This is a genomic window from Sphingomonas desiccabilis (assembly GCF_004135605.1).
Taxonomy (GTDB): Bacteria; Pseudomonadota; Alphaproteobacteria; order Sphingomonadales; family Sphingomonadaceae; genus Sphingomonas; species Sphingomonas desiccabilis.
Genome location: NZ_SDPT01000002.1, coordinates 1,109,894 through 1,126,367 on the forward strand (window position 1 = coordinate 1,109,894; position 16,474 = coordinate 1,126,367).

Annotated in this window: 14 protein-coding genes and 1 tRNA gene; 3 read left to right on the top strand and 12 right to left on the bottom strand. The window is 67.5% G+C overall.

Going from position 1 to position 16,474, the window contains the following annotated elements; translation table 11 throughout:
* The first annotated feature begins 111 nt into the window (after positions 1-111).
* Positions 112-309 carry a YdcH family protein gene (locus EO081_RS13420; protein WP_129342379.1) on the top strand — a complete coding sequence of 66 codons (198 nt, stop codon included), beginning with the start codon at positions 112-114 and terminating at the stop codon, positions 307-309.
* 79 nt (positions 310-388) lie between these two features.
* Entirely contained in the window at positions 389-844 is a 456-nt protein-coding gene (locus EO081_RS13425) for a DUF1465 family protein (RefSeq protein ID WP_129342380.1), read from the top strand.
* Between the two features lie 15 nt (positions 845-859).
* Here EO081_RS13425 and EO081_RS13430 read toward each other — a convergent pair whose 3' ends face one another.
* The 9 genes from EO081_RS13430 to EO081_RS13470 all read right to left on the bottom strand — a co-directional run bounded on the left by EO081_RS13430 (position 860) and on the right by EO081_RS13470 (position 10,611).
* Complete coding sequence (locus EO081_RS13430) at positions 860-2,212, bottom strand: Nramp family divalent metal transporter (RefSeq protein WP_129342381.1); 1,353 nt, start codon at positions 2,210-2,212, stop codon at positions 860-862.
* Between the two features lie 40 nt (positions 2,213-2,252).
* On the bottom strand, positions 2,253-3,284 hold the full coding sequence (locus EO081_RS13435; RefSeq protein WP_129342382.1) for a ferritin-like domain-containing protein: 1,032 nt from the start codon (positions 3,282-3,284) through the stop codon (positions 2,253-2,255).
* 25 nt (positions 3,285-3,309) lie between these two features.
* Positions 3,310-4,320, bottom strand: coding sequence for a ferritin-like domain-containing protein (locus EO081_RS13440; protein ID WP_129342383.1), 1,011 nt, complete (start codon positions 4,318-4,320; stop codon positions 3,310-3,312).
* A 429-nt stretch (positions 4,321-4,749) separates the two neighbouring features.
* Positions 4,750-4,825, bottom strand: a tRNA-Lys gene (locus EO081_RS13445).
* Positions 4,826-4,932: 107 nt separating this feature from the next.
* Positions 4,933-6,066: a rod shape-determining protein RodA gene (gene rodA, locus EO081_RS13450; RefSeq protein ID WP_129342384.1), complete on the bottom strand. Its 1,134-nt coding sequence runs from the start codon at positions 6,064-6,066 to the stop codon at positions 4,933-4,935.
* A 10-nt stretch (positions 6,067-6,076) separates the two neighbouring features.
* Positions 6,077-8,128, bottom strand: a complete 2,052-nt coding sequence (gene mrdA / locus EO081_RS13455) for a penicillin-binding protein 2 (RefSeq protein WP_129342385.1) — start codon at positions 8,126-8,128, stop codon at positions 6,077-6,079.
* Complete coding sequence (gene mreD, locus EO081_RS13460) at positions 8,125-8,637, bottom strand: rod shape-determining protein MreD (RefSeq protein ID WP_129342386.1); 513 nt, start codon at positions 8,635-8,637, stop codon at positions 8,125-8,127. Before mreD ends, mrdA begins: the two co-directional genes overlap by 4 nt.
* Positions 8,634-9,551 carry a rod shape-determining protein MreC gene (locus EO081_RS13465; protein WP_129342387.1) on the bottom strand — a complete coding sequence of 306 codons (918 nt, stop codon included), beginning with the start codon at positions 9,549-9,551 and terminating at the stop codon, positions 8,634-8,636. The genes mreD and EO081_RS13465 overlap by 4 nt, the downstream gene beginning before the upstream one ends.
* Positions 9,552-9,567: 16 nt before the next feature.
* Positions 9,568-10,611 (bottom strand): rod shape-determining protein, encoded by a 1,044-nt coding sequence (locus tag EO081_RS13470; RefSeq protein ID WP_129342388.1) that lies wholly within the window; start codon positions 10,609-10,611, stop codon positions 9,568-9,570.
* Between the two features lie 141 nt (positions 10,612-10,752).
* Here EO081_RS13470 and mutL point away from each other — a divergent pair, with 141 nt between their 5' ends.
* Positions 10,753-12,546, top strand: coding sequence for a DNA mismatch repair endonuclease MutL (mutL, locus tag EO081_RS13475; protein WP_129342389.1), 1,794 nt, complete (start codon positions 10,753-10,755; stop codon positions 12,544-12,546).
* A gap of 14 nt (positions 12,547-12,560) precedes the next feature.
* On the opposite strand, the gene EO081_RS13480 is transcribed toward mutL, so the two are convergent.
* The 3 genes from EO081_RS13480 to cysS form a co-directional block, all read right to left on the bottom strand.
* Positions 12,561-13,016 carry a hypothetical protein gene (locus EO081_RS13480; RefSeq protein WP_129342390.1) on the bottom strand — a complete coding sequence of 152 codons (456 nt, stop codon included), beginning with the start codon at positions 13,014-13,016 and terminating at the stop codon, positions 12,561-12,563.
* Between the two features lie 153 nt (positions 13,017-13,169).
* Positions 13,170-14,543, bottom strand: a complete 1,374-nt coding sequence (locus EO081_RS13485) for a class II 3-deoxy-7-phosphoheptulonate synthase (protein ID WP_183947953.1) — start codon at positions 14,541-14,543, stop codon at positions 13,170-13,172.
* A 463-nt stretch (positions 14,544-15,006) separates the two neighbouring features.
* A complete protein-coding gene (gene cysS, locus EO081_RS13490; protein ID WP_129342392.1) occupies positions 15,007-16,464 on the bottom strand; it encodes a cysteine--tRNA ligase in 1,458 nt (485 codons plus the stop codon).
* Between the last annotated feature and the right edge of the window lie 10 nt (positions 16,465-16,474).

Genomic DNA, 16,474 nt, shown 5'->3' on the forward strand with positions numbered 1-16,474 from the left:
GAACACGCGACTCATCGCTTGTCTCCGCACCTGTCGGGCGCTTTCGATGCGCCGTGCCGAAAGTGCAGACGGAGCGTTGCACCGTTCATCGACACAGGCAATGGTTACCGGATGCACGATCCCGAGATCACAACCCAGCTGGAGCATCTGCGCGTGGAGCATCGCGATCTGGACGATGCGATTGCCGCGCTTGTGGCACACGCCAGGCCCAATCAGTTGCAGATCGCCCGCCTGAAGCGGCGCAAGCTGCGCCTGCGCGACGAGATCGCCGCCCTCGAAGACCAACTGATACCGGACATCATCGCGTAGGAGGCGCGTTCCAGATCGGGACCGCGCCTGTGTTCTTGATCATATCGCGGCGCATCCGGCTGTGGCATTTCCATGGTCCATGGATCGCTTCGCTCCGCCTCCTTCGCTGCATCACCGGCTGATCGGGCCCCTGCATGTCGAGGCGATGCTCCTCGCCGACGAGGCGCGTGCCTATTTCGACCTGGCAGGCAAGCGTGAGCGCGGGCGGTTGGACCCGATTGCGCGGGTCGCCTTCTCCTGCGAATCGCTGAAGCTGACGACCCGGCTGATGCATGTCATCTCGTGGCTTCTGACCCAGAGGGCACGTCAGACCGGGGAGTTGGAGGGCCGACCCGTTGCCGCCGGCAGGCGTTCGCTGGGAATTTCTCCCGACACGGCCGAAGAGGTGCTTGCGCTGCTTCCGGGCACGGCCCGCGTGCTGATCGACGCCAGCATCGACCTCTATCGCCGGGTGGAGCGGCTGGATGCGGCGCAGGGGGCGATCGCGGCGAGCCCCGCGCGGTCCATGCTCGACAAGCTTTCCGCGAGCTTCTGATCGCGGCAGGGGGCGCTACAACAGCCCCGCGACCTGCCCCAGCAACACGCAGTTCAGCACGATCACCGCCGCACAGATCGTCCAGGCGGCAACCTTCATCATCGGCCCGTTGACGAAGCCGCCCATCCGCCGCCGATCGCTCGTGATCTGCACGAGCGGATAGACCGCGAAAGGAAGCTGGAGGCTGAGCACGACCTGGCTTGCCAGCAGCAGTTGCGCCGTGCCGCTCGCGCCGTACCAAGTCGCAACGACCGCTGCCGGCACGATCGCGATCAACCGGGTGATCATGCGGCGCATCCACACCGGCATCCGGAGGTCCAGAAACCCCTCCATCACGATCTGGCCGGCAAGCGTCCCCGTGAGCGTCGAATTCTGGCCCGACGCCAGCAGGGCGATACCGAACAGGATGCTCGCGATGCTCGCTCCCAGCATCGGCGTGAGCAGGGCATAGGCGTCCTGGATCTCGGCGATGTCGGTCCGCCCCGCCGTGTGGAAGGTCGCGGCGGCGAGCACCAGGATCGAGCCGTTGATGAACAGCGCCAGCATGAGCGCTACGGAACTGTCGATGGTGGCGAGCTTCACCGCCTCCTTGCGCCCCTCCAGCGAGCGATCGAAGCGCCGGGTCTGCACGATCGAGGAGTGCAGGTAGAGGTTGTGGGGCATCACCGTGGCACCCAGGATGCCGATCGCGACGTAGAGCATGGCCGGGTTGGTGACGATCTCTGGCCTGGGGATCAGCCCTGCGGCGATGCCGGCAAGGCTCGGCTGTGCCAGGAAGAGCTCAACCGCAAAGCAGCCCGCGATGATGAGCAGCAACGCCACGATGAACGCTTCGAGCTTGCGAAAGCCATATTGCTGGAGAAGCAGGATCAGCATGACGTCGACCGCCGTCAGACACACGCCAAGCGCAAGCGGAATGCCGAACAGCAGCTGTAGCGCGATCGCGGTACCGATCACTTCCGCAAGATCGCAGGCGATGATCGCCAGTTCGCAGAGCACCCACAGCATCCAGCGCACCGGCGGCGAATACTGCTCGCGACATGCTTGGGCGAGATCGAGCTCGGTCACGATGCCGAGCTTTGCGGACAGCGCCTGCAGCACCATCGCCATCATGTTGGAGATCAGGATGACCGACAGCAGCGTATAGCCGAACGCCGAACCCCCCGCGAGGTCGGTCGCCCAATTGCCCGGATCCATATAGCCGACGGCAACGAGGTAGCCGGGACCGGCGAAGGCCCCGAGTTTGCGCCAGAAGCGGCCGGCGCCTGCAGGCACGCTGATGCTGCGATTGGCGCCGGGAAGGCTGGGTGCGCGGGGTGTGCCGGCACCCCCGGCGAGCGGTGACGAACTCGCCGGAGGTGGATTCATTCTGCCATTGTTCCTCGGTATTCGATTTGTATCGCGGGTCTCAGACCGCTGCGCTCGCTTTGAGCAGGCCGTTCACGCCCTTCGGGAAAAAGCCGCCGCTGGTCGCGACCTTGTTGCCCAGATAGACGATGTTGAGAACCTGCGTCGGGGTACGCGCGAACGCGATGCCCGTTCCATCGGAAGGCACGATGTTGGACGCATTGTTCACCAGTCGTACGCCCTGGTCGATGTCGCTGCCGCCGCCATCGAGCGCGTCGCGCGCGTTCGAGATCTTGTCGGTGGCATCGAGCAGCGATGCCATGTTGACACCCTTGCGATAGAGGACCGTACGCACGAGGCCGGCATGATAGGCCTCCGACGCCTGGATGCCGGCGGTCGCGTCGATGTAGCTGGTGGTCCTTAGATACTGGATCGCGCCACGGTAGGCGGTGACGCCCACGTCCTCGAACAGGAATGCCGCGAGCAGGAAGTTCTCGTCGTTCGCGTACGGATCGAACGTCTGCCCCTTCTGGATCAGCCCCGCGGCAACCGCGGCGCTCGCAAAGGCGCTGGTGGCCGACGTACCGAGATCGATTGCAGGCTGCGCGACCGCCGAATTGCCGATCGTCCGGCGAAGAAAGGCGACATGTGCCTGCTCGTCCGCCGCGATCTCCCGTGCGTAGCGGGCCACCAGCGGATCGGTGAAGTTGACCTGGCGCCCCCCGGTCGCGGCGCCGGCAGTACCGGAGCCCGAGAGAAGGTTCGACGAAAGGCCCGCACCGGTTGCGGCGAAGGCATAGAACTGCGCCTCGAGATATTCGAGGTTCAGCGCGAAGTTGAGCACGTCCGATTCGGTCGCGGTCGGTGTCGGCGTCGGGGTGGCGGTTGCCGATCCCGTTGGCGTGGGTGTGGGGGTGGCCGCGGTGGTCACCGTACCCGCGTCGTCGTCGTCGTTGCCGCCGCATGCCGACAGCACCGCGGCACCGGCCGCGGCGATGCCGAAGCCGCCTGCATAGCGGAAGAATTCGCGGCGCTCCGCGCGACGCTTGTCGCTGGCTTCGAGCACCTGCTGAAGGGGTTCCTGCTGATCCATGGTAAGCTTCCTGCCTGTCGGTGCGTCAGTTCGCGTCGCTGGTCTTGACGGCGCCATTCACCCCGTTGGGGAAGAAGCCGCCCTTGTCCGCCGCCGCCGCGCTCAAGAAGAGGACGTTCAGCGTCTGCTTGAACGAACGACCGAGCACGAGGCCGTCGTCGTTGGTCGGCACGATGTTGCTCGCCTCACCGCGGTTGCCGATTCCCTGGTCCAGGTCACTGCTGCCGTCATAACCGTCCCGTGCGTTGGAAAGGGCGTCGGCACGCGTGATCAGCTGCGGGTTGGCCGCTCCCTTGGTATAGAGCGTCGTGCGGATCATGGCGGCGTGGTACGCCTCGACCGACATGATGCCGCTCACCACCTGCAGCAGCGTGCTGCTCTTGATGAGGGTTGCGGCACCCCGATAGGCGCTGACCCCCAGATCCTCGAACAGGAAGGCTGCCAGGAGGAAGTTCTCGTCGCTGGAATAAGGATTGAAGCTCTCACCGGTGCCGATGATGCCGGCTGCGCGGAAGATCGCAGAGAAGGCGCTGGTTGCGCTGACGCTGAGGTCGATCGCAGGCTGCGCGACCGCAGTGCTGCCGAGCGCATTACGCATGAATTCGACGTGGGCGAGCTGGTCCTGCGCGATTTCCCGCGCCATCTGCCCGACGACGTCGTCGCTGAAGGTGACCTTGGCACCGCCGGACACGCTGCCCTTCGTGCCCGTGCCGGTGAGAAGGTCGCTGTCGATCCCGGTGCCCGTGGTCGCCAGGGCATAGAACTGCGCCTGGAGATATTCGATCTGGAGCAGGAAGTTCAGGATGTCGGCATCGCTGATCCCACTCGTTGCCGAGGTTGTGGGGGTAGGCGTCGGGGTCGGTGTGGGGCTCGGGGATCCGCCGTCGTCATCATCGTCGCCGCCGCAGGCGCTGACCAGCGCCGCACCTGCCGCCGCGACGGTGAAGCCGCCCGCATAGCGCAGGAAATCACGTCGCTCGGCGCGGCGCCGCTCCTGCGTATCCAGAACCTCGTCCAGCCCCGTGTCGTCGCTCATCAACGCCTCCCAATGAACACGTCGGTCCGCCGTTCTGCGGTGTTGCCGCGCCCAGCTCCCGACGGCACGCTCCGCCCATGCGATCCGGCATGGAGGTCCGTGTCCGAACCGCTGCTGTTACCGGCGATTGCGTCGATTACCAACTGTCTTTCGGCAGTATGTCCGATGCAAGCCGCTTCGGGCGGGGACGTGCGAGCGCGAGACCGTTCCTGTCGCGGCTTCTGGACCACGCGGCGTGGGGAGCAGCCGAGGCGGTCAGTTTGGCCCGTGGAGGATCATTGCTGCCGGCCATACGCAAGGCGCGGGGGCCAGATCCTCCGCGGGATCTCGGAGGGCAGGAACGGGAAGAGGTAGGCGGGATGCGTTTCCGACCTTCCACACGCACACCTATCCTGCCGTCAGAATGTCGTACTTTTCTGAGGAGGAAGGTGGTGGACGCACTTGGGCTCGAACCAAGGACCCGCTGATTAAGAGTCAGCTGCTCTACCAACTGAGCTATGCGTCCGTCGCCTTTGGCGAGGGCGGTGGGCTAGGCCCGCCGCGTTGGAGGCGGCCAACTAGCAACGTCCCCCAAGGCTGCCAACCCCAAAAATGCAGTGCAGCGAAGTTTTTTCACCAGCACTGCTGATCCCGGTTGCCCCGGTCGATCGACATCAGAATGCCGAGCGACAGCAGCACCGTCATCTGGGCCGATCCGCCATAGCTGACGAGCGGCAAGGGGATGCCCACCACCGGCGCCAAGCCCATCACCATCATGAGGTTGATCGCCACATAGAAGAAGATGGTGGTGGCAAGCCCCGCCGCCGCGAGGCGGGCGAAGCGGGAGTTCGAGCGCACGCCCACGTTCACCCCCCAGCGGATCACGAGCAGGAAGGCCAGGATCAGCAGCACGCCGCCGATCAGGCCCCATTCCTCGGCCATGGTCGCGAAGACGAAATCCGTGTGGCCTTCCGGAAGATAGTCGAGGTGGCTCTGGGTGCCCTGGAGGAATCCCTTGCCGAAGATCCCGCCGGAGCCGATCGCGATCTTTGACTGGCTGATGTGATAGCCGGCACCCAAGGGGTCGCTCTCGGGATCCAGGAAGATCAGCACCCGCTTGCGCTGATAGTCGTGCAGGAGGAAGTTGAACGCCACCGGGACGATCACGACGAACGCGAGCGCGCCGCCGATGAACAGCCGCAGCGGCAAGCCTGCCAGGAACATCACGGTCAGGCCGCCTGCGGTGATCATCAGCGCGGTTCCGAGATCGGGCTGCAGCATCACCAGCGCGGCAGGCACGCCGATCAGGGCGAGCGCGGGCCAGATCGCACCAAACCGCCGGATCTCGGATGGGGGAAGGAGGTCGTAGAAGCGCGCAAGAGCCAGGACGATGGCGGGCTTCATCAGTTCGGAGGGCTGGAGGCGGATGATGCCGACGTCGAGCCATCGCTGGCTGCCGCCGCGCACCGCGCCCAGCAGCTCCACAAGCAGGAGCAGGACGACGATTACTGCATAGGCGGGAAGCGCGCCCTGCTGCCACACAGAGAGGCGGATGCGCGAGATCACCACCGCCGCGGCGACGAACACCAGGAAGCGGATGCCTTGGCGGAGCGCCCAGGGATTGATGCTGCCTCCAGCGGCGGAGAACAGCACGACGAGCCCGAACCCGCCGATTGCCAACACCAGCACGAGCATCCGCCACGGCAACTGCGAGAGCGCTGAGGGAACGAGGCCAAGGCCGGTCCCGGAGTTCTTGATGCGCTTCATTCGGGCCGCTTCACTCCGGACTACGGCTGGCATTGGATTGGGCGACGTCGCCCTCGGGAACGGCCTGGTTCGCGATCGCCGCGTCGACGGCGTTGCCGACGGCTTCCGGCGTGTCCACCGTCGCGGGGGCCGGGGCCACCTGCGCGGCGGCGTTCGCCGCCTGGAAGGCGGCGGCTTCCGCCCGCATGCGGGTGGCGATGTCGCCGCCCCAAGTCGGCTCGAATTCCGCCAGCGTCTTCATCGCGCGCTCCTTGTCGTAGAGATAGGTGAAGATGTCGCGGGCGATGATGGGGGTGTCGAGGTTTCGGATCAGGTGGGCATTGTGCTCAAGCACGATCCCGGCGGCGTAGCGCGGGTTGTCGGCCGAGGAGAAGCAGATGAACAGGGCGTGGTCGCGCAGCTTGAACGGCAGCTGGCCGTTCTTGAGCACGCCCGTCCGCCGTTCCGCCATGGTGATGCGGCGGACCTGGGCGCTGCCAGTCTTGCCCGCGATGGTGACGCCCGGCACCTGCATCCGCGCCGCGCCGCCGGTACCGCCGTCGTTGACCACGGCAAACATCGAATCCCGCACGATCGCCATCTGCTCGGGCGTCGCCGAGAGCAGCGGTGCGGTCGGAGCGGGGCCGTTCAGCAGCAGCCGCGGCTGAAGCGCGCGGCCGGAGGCGAGCCTGGCCGCCATCACCGCCAGTTGAAGCGGATTGGCGAGCACGTCGCCCTGGCCGATCGAGGCGTTGAGCGAATCGGCCACGGTCCAGGGCTTGCCGTACTTCTTCAGCTTCCACTTGGAGTCGGGAACGGTGCCGTAGCGCTGAGAAGGGAAAGGCAGGTCGAACGTCTGGCCGAGCCCGAGGGAACGGGCGACGGGCGCGAACATGTCGTAGCCGAAACGGCGCGCCATTTCGTAGAAGTAGATGTCGCAGCTCTGCGCTACCGCGCGGCGCATGTTGGTGGCTCCATGGCCGCCGCGCTTGTGGCAGTGGAAGACGCCGGTGCCGACGCGCATCGCGCCCGAGCAATGCACCGTCTCCTGCGGGTGCACGCCCGCCTGCAGCAGGGCCAGCGCGTTCATCGGCTTGACCGTAGAGCCAGGGGGATACAGCCCCTGGAGCACCTTGTTCATCAGGGGGATGTGATCGTTCTCCGACAGCATCTTCCATTCGAGCCGGCCGATGCCGTCGGAAAAGCTGTTGGGGTCGTAAGCGGGCATCGACACCATCGCGAGGATGTCGCCGAACAGGCAGTCGATGACGACCGCCGCGCCGGAGTTGGTGCCCAGGCGGCGCGCAGCATATTCCTGCAGCCCGGCGTCGATCGTCAGGCGGACGGTCTCGCCGGGGCGGTCGGGGCGGGTGGCGAGCTCACGCACCGGCTCGCCGCGCGCGGTGACCTCCACCCGCTTCTCTCCAGGCACGCCGCGAAGTCGAACTTCCAGCGTCTTTTCAAGACCATCCTTGCCGAGCTTGAAACCCGGTGTGATGAGCAGGCGGTCCTTTGTCTCCTGATACTGTTCGGCCGAGGCAGCGCCGACATAGCCCGTGAGGTGCGCCACCGCCGCTCCCATCGGGTAGTTGCGGGAGAAGCCGCGCGCCGGAACGACCCCCGGAAGGTCGGGCAGGCGGACGCTGAGTGCGGCATAGCGCTCCCACGGCAGGTTCTCGGCGACCTGAACCGGCTGGAGCCCGCGGCTGCGCTTCAGATCGGTTTCGATCCGCTCCATGTCCTCGGCCGGCAATGCGAGCAGATCCCGCAGCACCCCCAGGACCCGCGTAGGATCCTCGAGCCGGTCCGGAATGATGTCGACGCGGAAGTCGGTGCGGTTGTTGGCGATCGGCGCGCCGTGGCGATCGACGATCCAGCCACGGCGCGGGGGCACCAGCGTCATGTTGACGCGGTTGCTCTCGGCCATCAACTCGTAGTGCTCGTTCTCGGCGACCGCGAGCCACGCCATCCGCCCGGCAAGCAGCAGGCCCATCCCGCCCTGCATCGCCCCGAGCGCAAAGGCGCGGCGGGAAAAGGTGAAGGCCTGGGTTGCCTCGGTGACCACCCGCGAAGGGCGGCTCACCTGCCGGCGCTCCGGCGATACTGCCAGGCGCAGAGCCGGGTCATGGCCGGGAAGAGCAGCCCCGAAACTGCGGTCTGCACGAGCAAGGGGCCGTCCACGTGGGCGGGAAGCATGCCTGCGAAAACCCTGCCGAGCGCCAGGCAGAGCGCGATCGCCGCGGTGGCGATCAGCCAATCCTGCCAGAAGTCGCGCTGGACGAGGCGGGTGTCGAGGATGTCGAGCGCGATGAGGCACAGCGACCAGAGCAGCATCGCGCTGCCGAGCGGCTGGCCGCTCACGAGATCGTCGAACAGGCCGAGCGGCGCGGCCGCCCAGGCGGGCAGGGCGTTCGACCGGAACAGCCGCCATGCGAGAAGCGCGAGCAGCCCGAACGGCGGCAGGAACGGAATGGTCGCGATCACCGGCAGGATGGTGATCAGCGATCCGATCAGCACCATCGCCACTGCCGGACGCCAGTAGCGATAGGGCGGCTCGGGCACCGCAAGCTCGATCGGGACGGGCGTGCTCATGGAACCGCGTCGGGGGCGGGGGCCGGCACCGGCGACGCTGCCGGCGCCGGGAAGGCGGCGGGTGGCGGCAGCGGCGGCAGGAAGGTTCGCAGGACCAGCGCGAAATCCGAACGATCGGGCTGTGCGAAAACGCGCGAGGTCGCGGTATCGCGTGCATTCTGGAGTACGCGGGCAACCGGGATCCCGGGCGGATAGATGCCGCCGATGCCCGACGTCACGAAGATGTCGCCTGCCAGGAACGGTGCGTTGGCGACGTTCGCCGATCGTACATCCACGAATCCGTCGCCCCGGCCGCTGGCGATCGCGGGCAGCCCGTCGCGCGTACGGCGAACGGGAATGACGCTGTCCGGATCGGTCAGCAGGACCACGCGCGCCGTGTTGGCGCTCGTCTCGACGACGCGGCCCAGCAATCCCTCCGGCCCGCGGACCGGCTGGCCGGAACGCACGCCTTGATGGTAGCCGGCCGCGAGCACGGCATAGCGCCGCGTGCTCGATGCGCTCGAACTGACGAGCCGGGCCGTGGCCACGGCTTCGACCGGCAGTTCCCGCACCTCGAGCAGCCGCCGCAGTCGCGCATTCTCCCGCACCAGCAGGCGGGCGCGCTGAACCAAGGCCTCGTCCTGCTTCCGTTGCGCGAGCAGCCGTCGATTATCGCTTGCCGTCTGGAAGTGCTCGGCGACGGCCGCCGGGCCGCTCGCGAGGAAGTCGCGAACGTGGCGCAGTCCAAGGGACACGGGGGCCGTTCCCTCGCGTACGACGCCGCGCGCGGCAGCGAACCCCGCCGGATGGAACGTCGACAGCAGAAGCAGGGCAGCCGCGATCAGCGCCCCTGCCGCCGCCGCGACATAGCCCAGGAACAATCCATACTGCGCCCGGCGTGAAAAGCCCGGGCGCCGGTCGCGTTGCGGCGCCATCGCCGGCAACCCCCCATCAGACGGCGAGCAGAACGCCCCGGTAGACCTCGTCCTCGAGCGCGCGGCCGGTACCCAGTGCCACGCAGGTCAGCGGATCCTCCGCGACCGACACCGGCAGCCCGGTCTCGTCACGCAGAACCTCGTCCAGCCCGTGCAGCAGTGCGCCGCCGCCGGTGAGCACGATGCCCTGGTCGACGATGTCGGCAGCCAGTTCCGGCGCGGTGTTCTCCAGCGCGATCCGGACGCCCTCGACGATCGTGTTGACCGGCTCGGCGAGCGCCTCGGCGATCTGGCCCTGGTTGATCTGGATCTCCTTGGGCACACCATTGACGAGGTCGCGGCCCTTGATGTGGATCACCTTGCCGATGCCGTCGACCGGCGGCTTGGCCGTGCCGACTTCCTGCTTGATGCGCTCGGCCGTGGCTTCGCCGATCAGCAGGTTGTGGTTGCGGCGGACGTAGCTGACGATCGCCTCGTCCATCTTGTCGCCGCCGACGCGCACCGAGGTGGAATAGGCGAGGCCGCGCAGCGAGAGCACCGCGACTTCGGTGGTGCCGCCGCCGATGTCGACGACCATCGAGCCGATCGGCTCGGTCACCGGCATGTCGGCGCCGATCGCGGCGGCCATCGGCTCCTCGATCAGGAACACCTGGCTGGCACCGGCATTGGAGGCGGCGTCGCGGATCGCGCGGCGCTCGACCGAGGTCGAGCCCGACGGCACGCAGATCACGATCTGGGGCCAGCGGATGAAGTGCCGCTTGCCATGCACCTTCTCGATGAAGTGCTTGATCATCTGCTCGGCGACATCGATGTCCGCGATCACACCGTCGCGAAGCGGGCGAATCGCCTCGATCGAACCCGGCGTCTTGCCCATCATCAGCTTGGCGTCGTCACCGACCGCCTTCACCTTCTTGACGCCGTTGAGTGTCTCCACGGCGACCACCGACGGCTCGTTCAGCACGACCCCGCGGCCGCGCAGATAGACCACCGTGTTCGCGGTGCCGAGATCGATCGCCATGTCGTGCGACATGAATTTGAAGAAGCGGGAGAAGAGCGCCATCAGTTGTTCCGTCTATCGCCGCGTCGCCCCCGTCGCGGCTGTTCGCACCTGTTCCGGACCCGGCCGACTGGATCTCTCCGGCCGATTTTACGTGGCGGATGCGGGTCGCGGGATGGCGCCGCTTGGGCTAGAGCGGCACCCATGTCAATACGACGCTTACCCGAGCACCTCGTCAATCGCATTGCCGCAGGCGAAGTGGTGGAACGCCCCGCCAGCGCGCTGAAAGAACTGGTCGAAAACGCCATCGATGCCGGCGCTACGCGGATCGCGGTCCGGATCGCGGGCGGGGGCATCGACCTGATCGAAGTGACCGACGACGGCTGCGGCATGACTCCGTCCGACATGGCGCTGGCGCTGGAGCGGCATGCGACCTCCAAGCTTCCCGACGAGCGGATCGAGGCGGTGGAGACGCTGGGCTTCCGCGGCGAGGCGCTGCCCTCGATCGCAAGCGTAGCGCGGCTGACGATGGAAAGCCGCCCGCGCGGAAGCGTGGGCTGGATGCGCACCGTCGACAACGGCCGGGTCGAGGCGGAAGGCCCCGCCGCGGTGCCGCCGGGTACGCGGATCCGGGTCGAAGGGCTGTTTGCCCGCGTTCCCGCGCGTCGCAAGTTCCTGCGCACCCCGCGCTCGGAATTCGCGGCGTGCCTGGATGCGGTGCGCCGGCTGGCAATGGCGCGGCCGGACATTGCCTTCTCGCTCGAGCACGACGGGCGCCGCGCGCTGTCGGTGCAAGGCGGCGAGACGCAGCCGGAGCGCGTGGCCGGGCTCGTCGATCGCGCCCTGGCCGACAACAGCGTCGCCATCGACTATGTGCGCGAAGGGATGCGGCTCGGCGGCGTCGCGGGGCTCCCGACCTTCAACCGCGGCATCGCCGATCATCAATATCTGTTCGTGAACGGCCGGCCGGTGAAGGACCGGCTGCTCGCCGGCGCGGTGCGCGGCGCCTATGGCGAGATGCTGGCGCGCGACCGCCATGCGGTGGTGGCGCTGTTCCTGGACGTGCCGCCCGACCAGATCGACGTCAACGTCCACCCGGCCAAGACCGAGGTGCGCTTCCGCGACCCGGCGCTGGCGCGCGGGCTGATCGTGGGCGGGCTGCGCCGTTCGCTCGATGCGGCGGGCCACAGGAGCGTGCAGCGCCCGCAGGCGGATGCGCTGGCGGCCTGGCAGCAGGAGCCGCTTGCACCGGCGATGCCCGAGGGAGCGCTGTTCGCAGCCGCTGCGGCGGCAGGGCAGGGGAGCGCCTCCTACGTTCCCGTGCCGAGCTTCCACGAGCCGCGTACCGGCTTCTTCACGCCGCCGGCGCCGCAGGCGCGGGCGGAAGTGGCGGAGGCGCCCGTGCCCGCGACCGTGTCCCATCCGCTGGGGGTCGCCCGGGGGCAGGTGGCCCAGACCTATATCGTCGCCGAGGCGGAGGATGGATTGGTTCTGGTCGACCAGCACGCCGCGCACGAGCGGCTGGTCCTGGAACGGATGCGCCGCGCCTTGGCGGAGGGCGGCGTCGCGGCGCAGGCGCTGCTGCTGCCCGAAGTGGTCGAACTCGACGAGCCCGCGTGCGATCGGTTGGAGGAGCGCAGCGCCGAGCTCGCCGAATTCGGGCTGGAACTGGAGCGTTTCGGTCCGCGCGCCATGCTGGTGCGCGCAACTCCGGCGATGCTGGGCAAGAGCGACATCGCCGGGCTGGTCACCGACCTCGCCGATGAACTGGCGGCGCACGACACGGCGTTCAGCCTGAAGGAACGGATCGACCATGTCGCCGCCACTATGGCCTGCCACGGATCGGTGCGGGCGGGGCGGGTGCTGTCGGTCGCGGAAATGAACGCGCTGCTCCGCGAGATGGAGGTCACGCCGCATTCCGGCCAGTGCAACCATGGACGGCCGACGTGGGTGAAACTGTCCATGCTCGACGTGGAGAAGCTGTTCGGGCGGAAGTAGCTCCGGAGGGGCGCTCAGCAGTACCGGTCCGTGAACCTCCTCTGCTCGGCCGGATGGAGACCATTCCACCGCCGCACGATGAAGTCGGCGGCCGCAAAACACTGCCGGTAGAAGTCCCTCCCGTTCTCTTCCGCCGTTCTTGCGGAGGCGAGGCAAAGACGCGCCGTCTCCTCGGCCGAGAAGATCTCGGCGACGAAGGGACCGGGCACGCCCCTGCTGGGGAGCGCGACCAGCAGGTCCGATTTGAAGCGCTCGACGCCGGAGGCATCTTTCGCCCAGGAGGGAAGCGCGGCAACCGGTTTGGCTACCGAGCGCTGGGGGCTTCCTTCAGCCGCACGCGGCGTCGGTGCAGGCTGCCGCTCCGGGACCGCTCTGTCCGTCCATGCTCGCAACGCGAGCGCGCCGATGACCGGGAGAAACGACAAGCCGTAGGTTGGGATCGCGAGCAGAAGCGCAACGAAAAGCAACATCCACACGGTTGGCGCCCCCTGCCGGCGAGCAGCCTTCCATCTATGCACCCCCATGTGCCGGATCAGCTGATTGCCACTTCCCGCTCCTACTTCGAGAACCCTAACAATCCGTAGCGAACCGACGGAGCCCCCCTCCGGGGGGCCTCCGCGCGCTTACGCCGCCGCGCGCCGCCGTTCCGCCATCTCCGCGTTCAGCATCTCGGCCAGCAGGAATGCCAGCTCCAGGCTCTGCCCGGCGTTCAGCCGCGGATCGCAGTAGGTGTGGTAACGATCGGCGAGCGCCTGCTCGGTCACCGCCACCGCGCCGCCGGTGCATTCGGTGACGTTCTGCCCGGTCATCTCGGCATGGATGCCGCCCGCGAAGCTGCCCTCCGCGCGATGCACGGCAAAGAAGCCGCGGACCTCGGCCAGGATCCGTTCGAACGGACGCGTCTTGTAGCCGTTGGCCGCCTTGATGACGTTGCCGTGCATCGGGTCGCAGCTCCACACCACCGGATGCCCCTCCCGCTGAACGGCGCGGACCAGCGTCGGCAGGTGCTTCTCGATCTTGTCGTGGCCGTAGCGGGTGATGAGCGTCATCCGGCCGGGCACGCGTCCCGGATTGAGCACGTCGAGCAGCCGCAGCAGCGCGTCCGGCTCCAGGCTCGGCCCGCACTTCATGCCGATCGGGTTGCGGATGCCGCGCAGGTACTCGACGTGCGCCGATCCCTCGAACCGGGTGCGGTCGCCGATCCACAGGAAGTGGGCGGAGGTGTCGTACCAGTCGCCGGTCAGCGAATCCTGCCGGGTCAGCGCCTGCTCGTAGGGAAGCAGCAGCGCCTCGTGGCTGGTGTAGAAGCTGGTTGCCTTCAGCTGCGGCACGCTGTCCGCGTCGATGCCGCAGGCGGACATGAAATCGAGTGCCTCGCTGATGCGATCGGCGATGTCGGCGTATTTCTGCGCGAGTGGGCCGCGCCCCATGAAGTCGTGCGTCCAGCGGTGAACCTGGTGCAGGTTCGCATAGCCGCCAGTTGCGAACGCACGCAGCAGGTTCAGCGTCGCTGCCGATTGCGAATAGCCGCGGATCATCCGCTGCGGATCGGGAACGCGGGAGTCCGGCGTGAAGGCGATGTCGTTGATGATGTCGCCGCGGTAGCTCGGCAGCTCCACCCCGTCCTGCGCCTCCATCGGCGCCGAACGCGGCTTGGCGAACTGGCCGGCCATGCGGCCGAGCTTCACGGTCGGCAGCTTGGACGCAAAGGTCAGTACCACCGCCATCTGCAGCAGCACGCGGAAGGTGTCGCGGATGTTGTTGGCGCTGTGCTCTGCAAAGCTCTCCGCGCAGTCGCCGCCCTGGAGCAGGAAGGCGCGACCCGCCGCGACCTCGGCAAGCTCCGCCGTGAGGTTGCGCGCCTCGCCCGCGAACACCAGCGGCGGAAAGCTCGCCAGCTGCGCGGTGGCGGCATCGAGTGCATCCGCGTCCGGATAGTCGGGGAGCTGGCGGGCCTCGGCCCGCTTCCAGCTGTCGGGGGCCCAGTTCGCTGCCATGGCATTCTCCAGAGAGGGAGCCGGGATGAACCAGTCGGCGTGATGCGCGATGCCGTTGGCTGCAATCTGGTTCACCACCTTCGCATTGGCGCGCTTGCCGTCTTCTTCCCAGCCTTGGACGGTGCTGCCGGGCGTGTCGTACCACGCCCCGAACCCCGCACGGGTGAGCGCGCGTTCTTCGCGAAAACGTCGGATCTTGGCACCGGCTAGCGTCGTCATGCTTCCGCGTTACCCGATCCGGGTAATGCTGAGCAACTGCTTTGTGGTTTAGCCAGCCCCTCTCCGATGTTTACCCGTCGCCGTTTGTCTCGAGCAGGGATTGAGCTTGTCGAGGGCCCGTGTTGAGAGAGCCGCGGCCAGTTCTCGATACGCCATCTCGACAAGCTCGATGGATACTCAAACCCAACGGAGTGGAGGCGGGGGCAGCTACTCGCACTAAACGGGTCTGGAGGGGCGGCTCGTCTTAGAACGCCGGCTTCCAATCCCAGCCGAGCGGGTCGCCGTCCATTACCTCGATACCTGCAACGGCAAGCTCGTCACGGATCGCGTCGGAGCGGGCGAAGTCCTTGTCGGCGCGGGCCTGCCTGCGTTCGGCAAGGCGCGCCTCGACGTCTTCGGCAGCAATCGTGGCGCCGGCCGGCCGCACGCGCAGCGCGGCGCGCTCCAGGCGGAGCAGGTCGAGGCCAAGCACCGCGTCGAACTCGGCGAGGGCGGCAAGCCGGTCGGCCGGCGACAGCTTCTTGTCGGCGAGCAGTTCGTCCAGCACCGGCAACGCGCGCGGGGTGGCGAGGTCGTCTGATACAGCCTCGTCCAGCCGCGTGAGATAGGCCGCGGCCTTGTCGGTGCTGCCCTCCGCGTCGCCGGCGCGGGCCTTGAGCGCCGACACCGTCATCACCAGCCGCTTGAGCCGGGTGAGCGCGGCGACCAGGTTCTCGCCCGAGAACTCCAGCTCGCTGCGATAATGCGCCGACAGGCACATCAGCCGATAGGCGAGCGGGTGGACGCCCGCGCCGATCAGGGTCTGGAGCGTGGTGAAGCCGCCCTTGGACTTGGACATCTTGCCCGATCGCTCGACCAGGAAGTTGTTGTGCATCCAGAAGCGCGCGCCGGTGAAGTCCGGATCCGCGTCGGTGCAGCCGCAATAGGCCTGGTTCTGCGCGATCTCGTTGGGGTGATGGATCTCGCGGTGGTCGATGCCGCCGGTGTGGATGTCGAACGGCTCGGGGCCGAGATACTTGAGGCTCATCACCGAGCATTCGAGGTGCCATCCGGGCGCTCCCTTGCCCCAGGGGGAGTCCCATTCCATCTGCCGCTGCTCGCCCGGCGGCGATTTGCGCCAGATCGCGAAGTCCTGCGGGTGGCGCTTGCCGGCGACCGGGTCGATGCGCCCTGCGGCCGCGTCGTCCTGCCCACCTGCGAGGCGGCCGTAGTTCGGCACGCTGCTGCTGTCGAAATAGAGGCCGCTGTCGAGTTCGTAGCAGTGATCGGGCGCGATCTTCTCGGCGAAAGCGATCATCTCGGCGATGTGATCGGTCGCGACCGACCAGCGGGTGGGATCGGCGATGTTGAGGTCGGCGAGGTTCTGCTTGAACGCGGCGGTGTAGTGGGCGGCGATGTCCCAGATGCTCTGCGCCTGCGCGCGCGCTGCCGCCTCCATCTTGTCGTCGCCGGCGTCGGCGTCGGAGGTCAAGTGGCCGACGTCGGTGATGTTGATGACGTGGGTGAGCGGATAGCCCTTCCACTTGAGCACGCGCGCCAGCGTGTCGGTGAAGACGTACGCGCGCAGGTTGCCGATGTGGGCGTAGTTGTAGACCGTCGGACCGCAGGAATAGACGCGCGCGCCGCGCTCGGGATCGGCGGGCGCGAAGCGCTCCAACGAGCGGGTCAGCGAATTGTAGAGCGTGAGCGGTGCGGTCGACATGCCGCGCGCA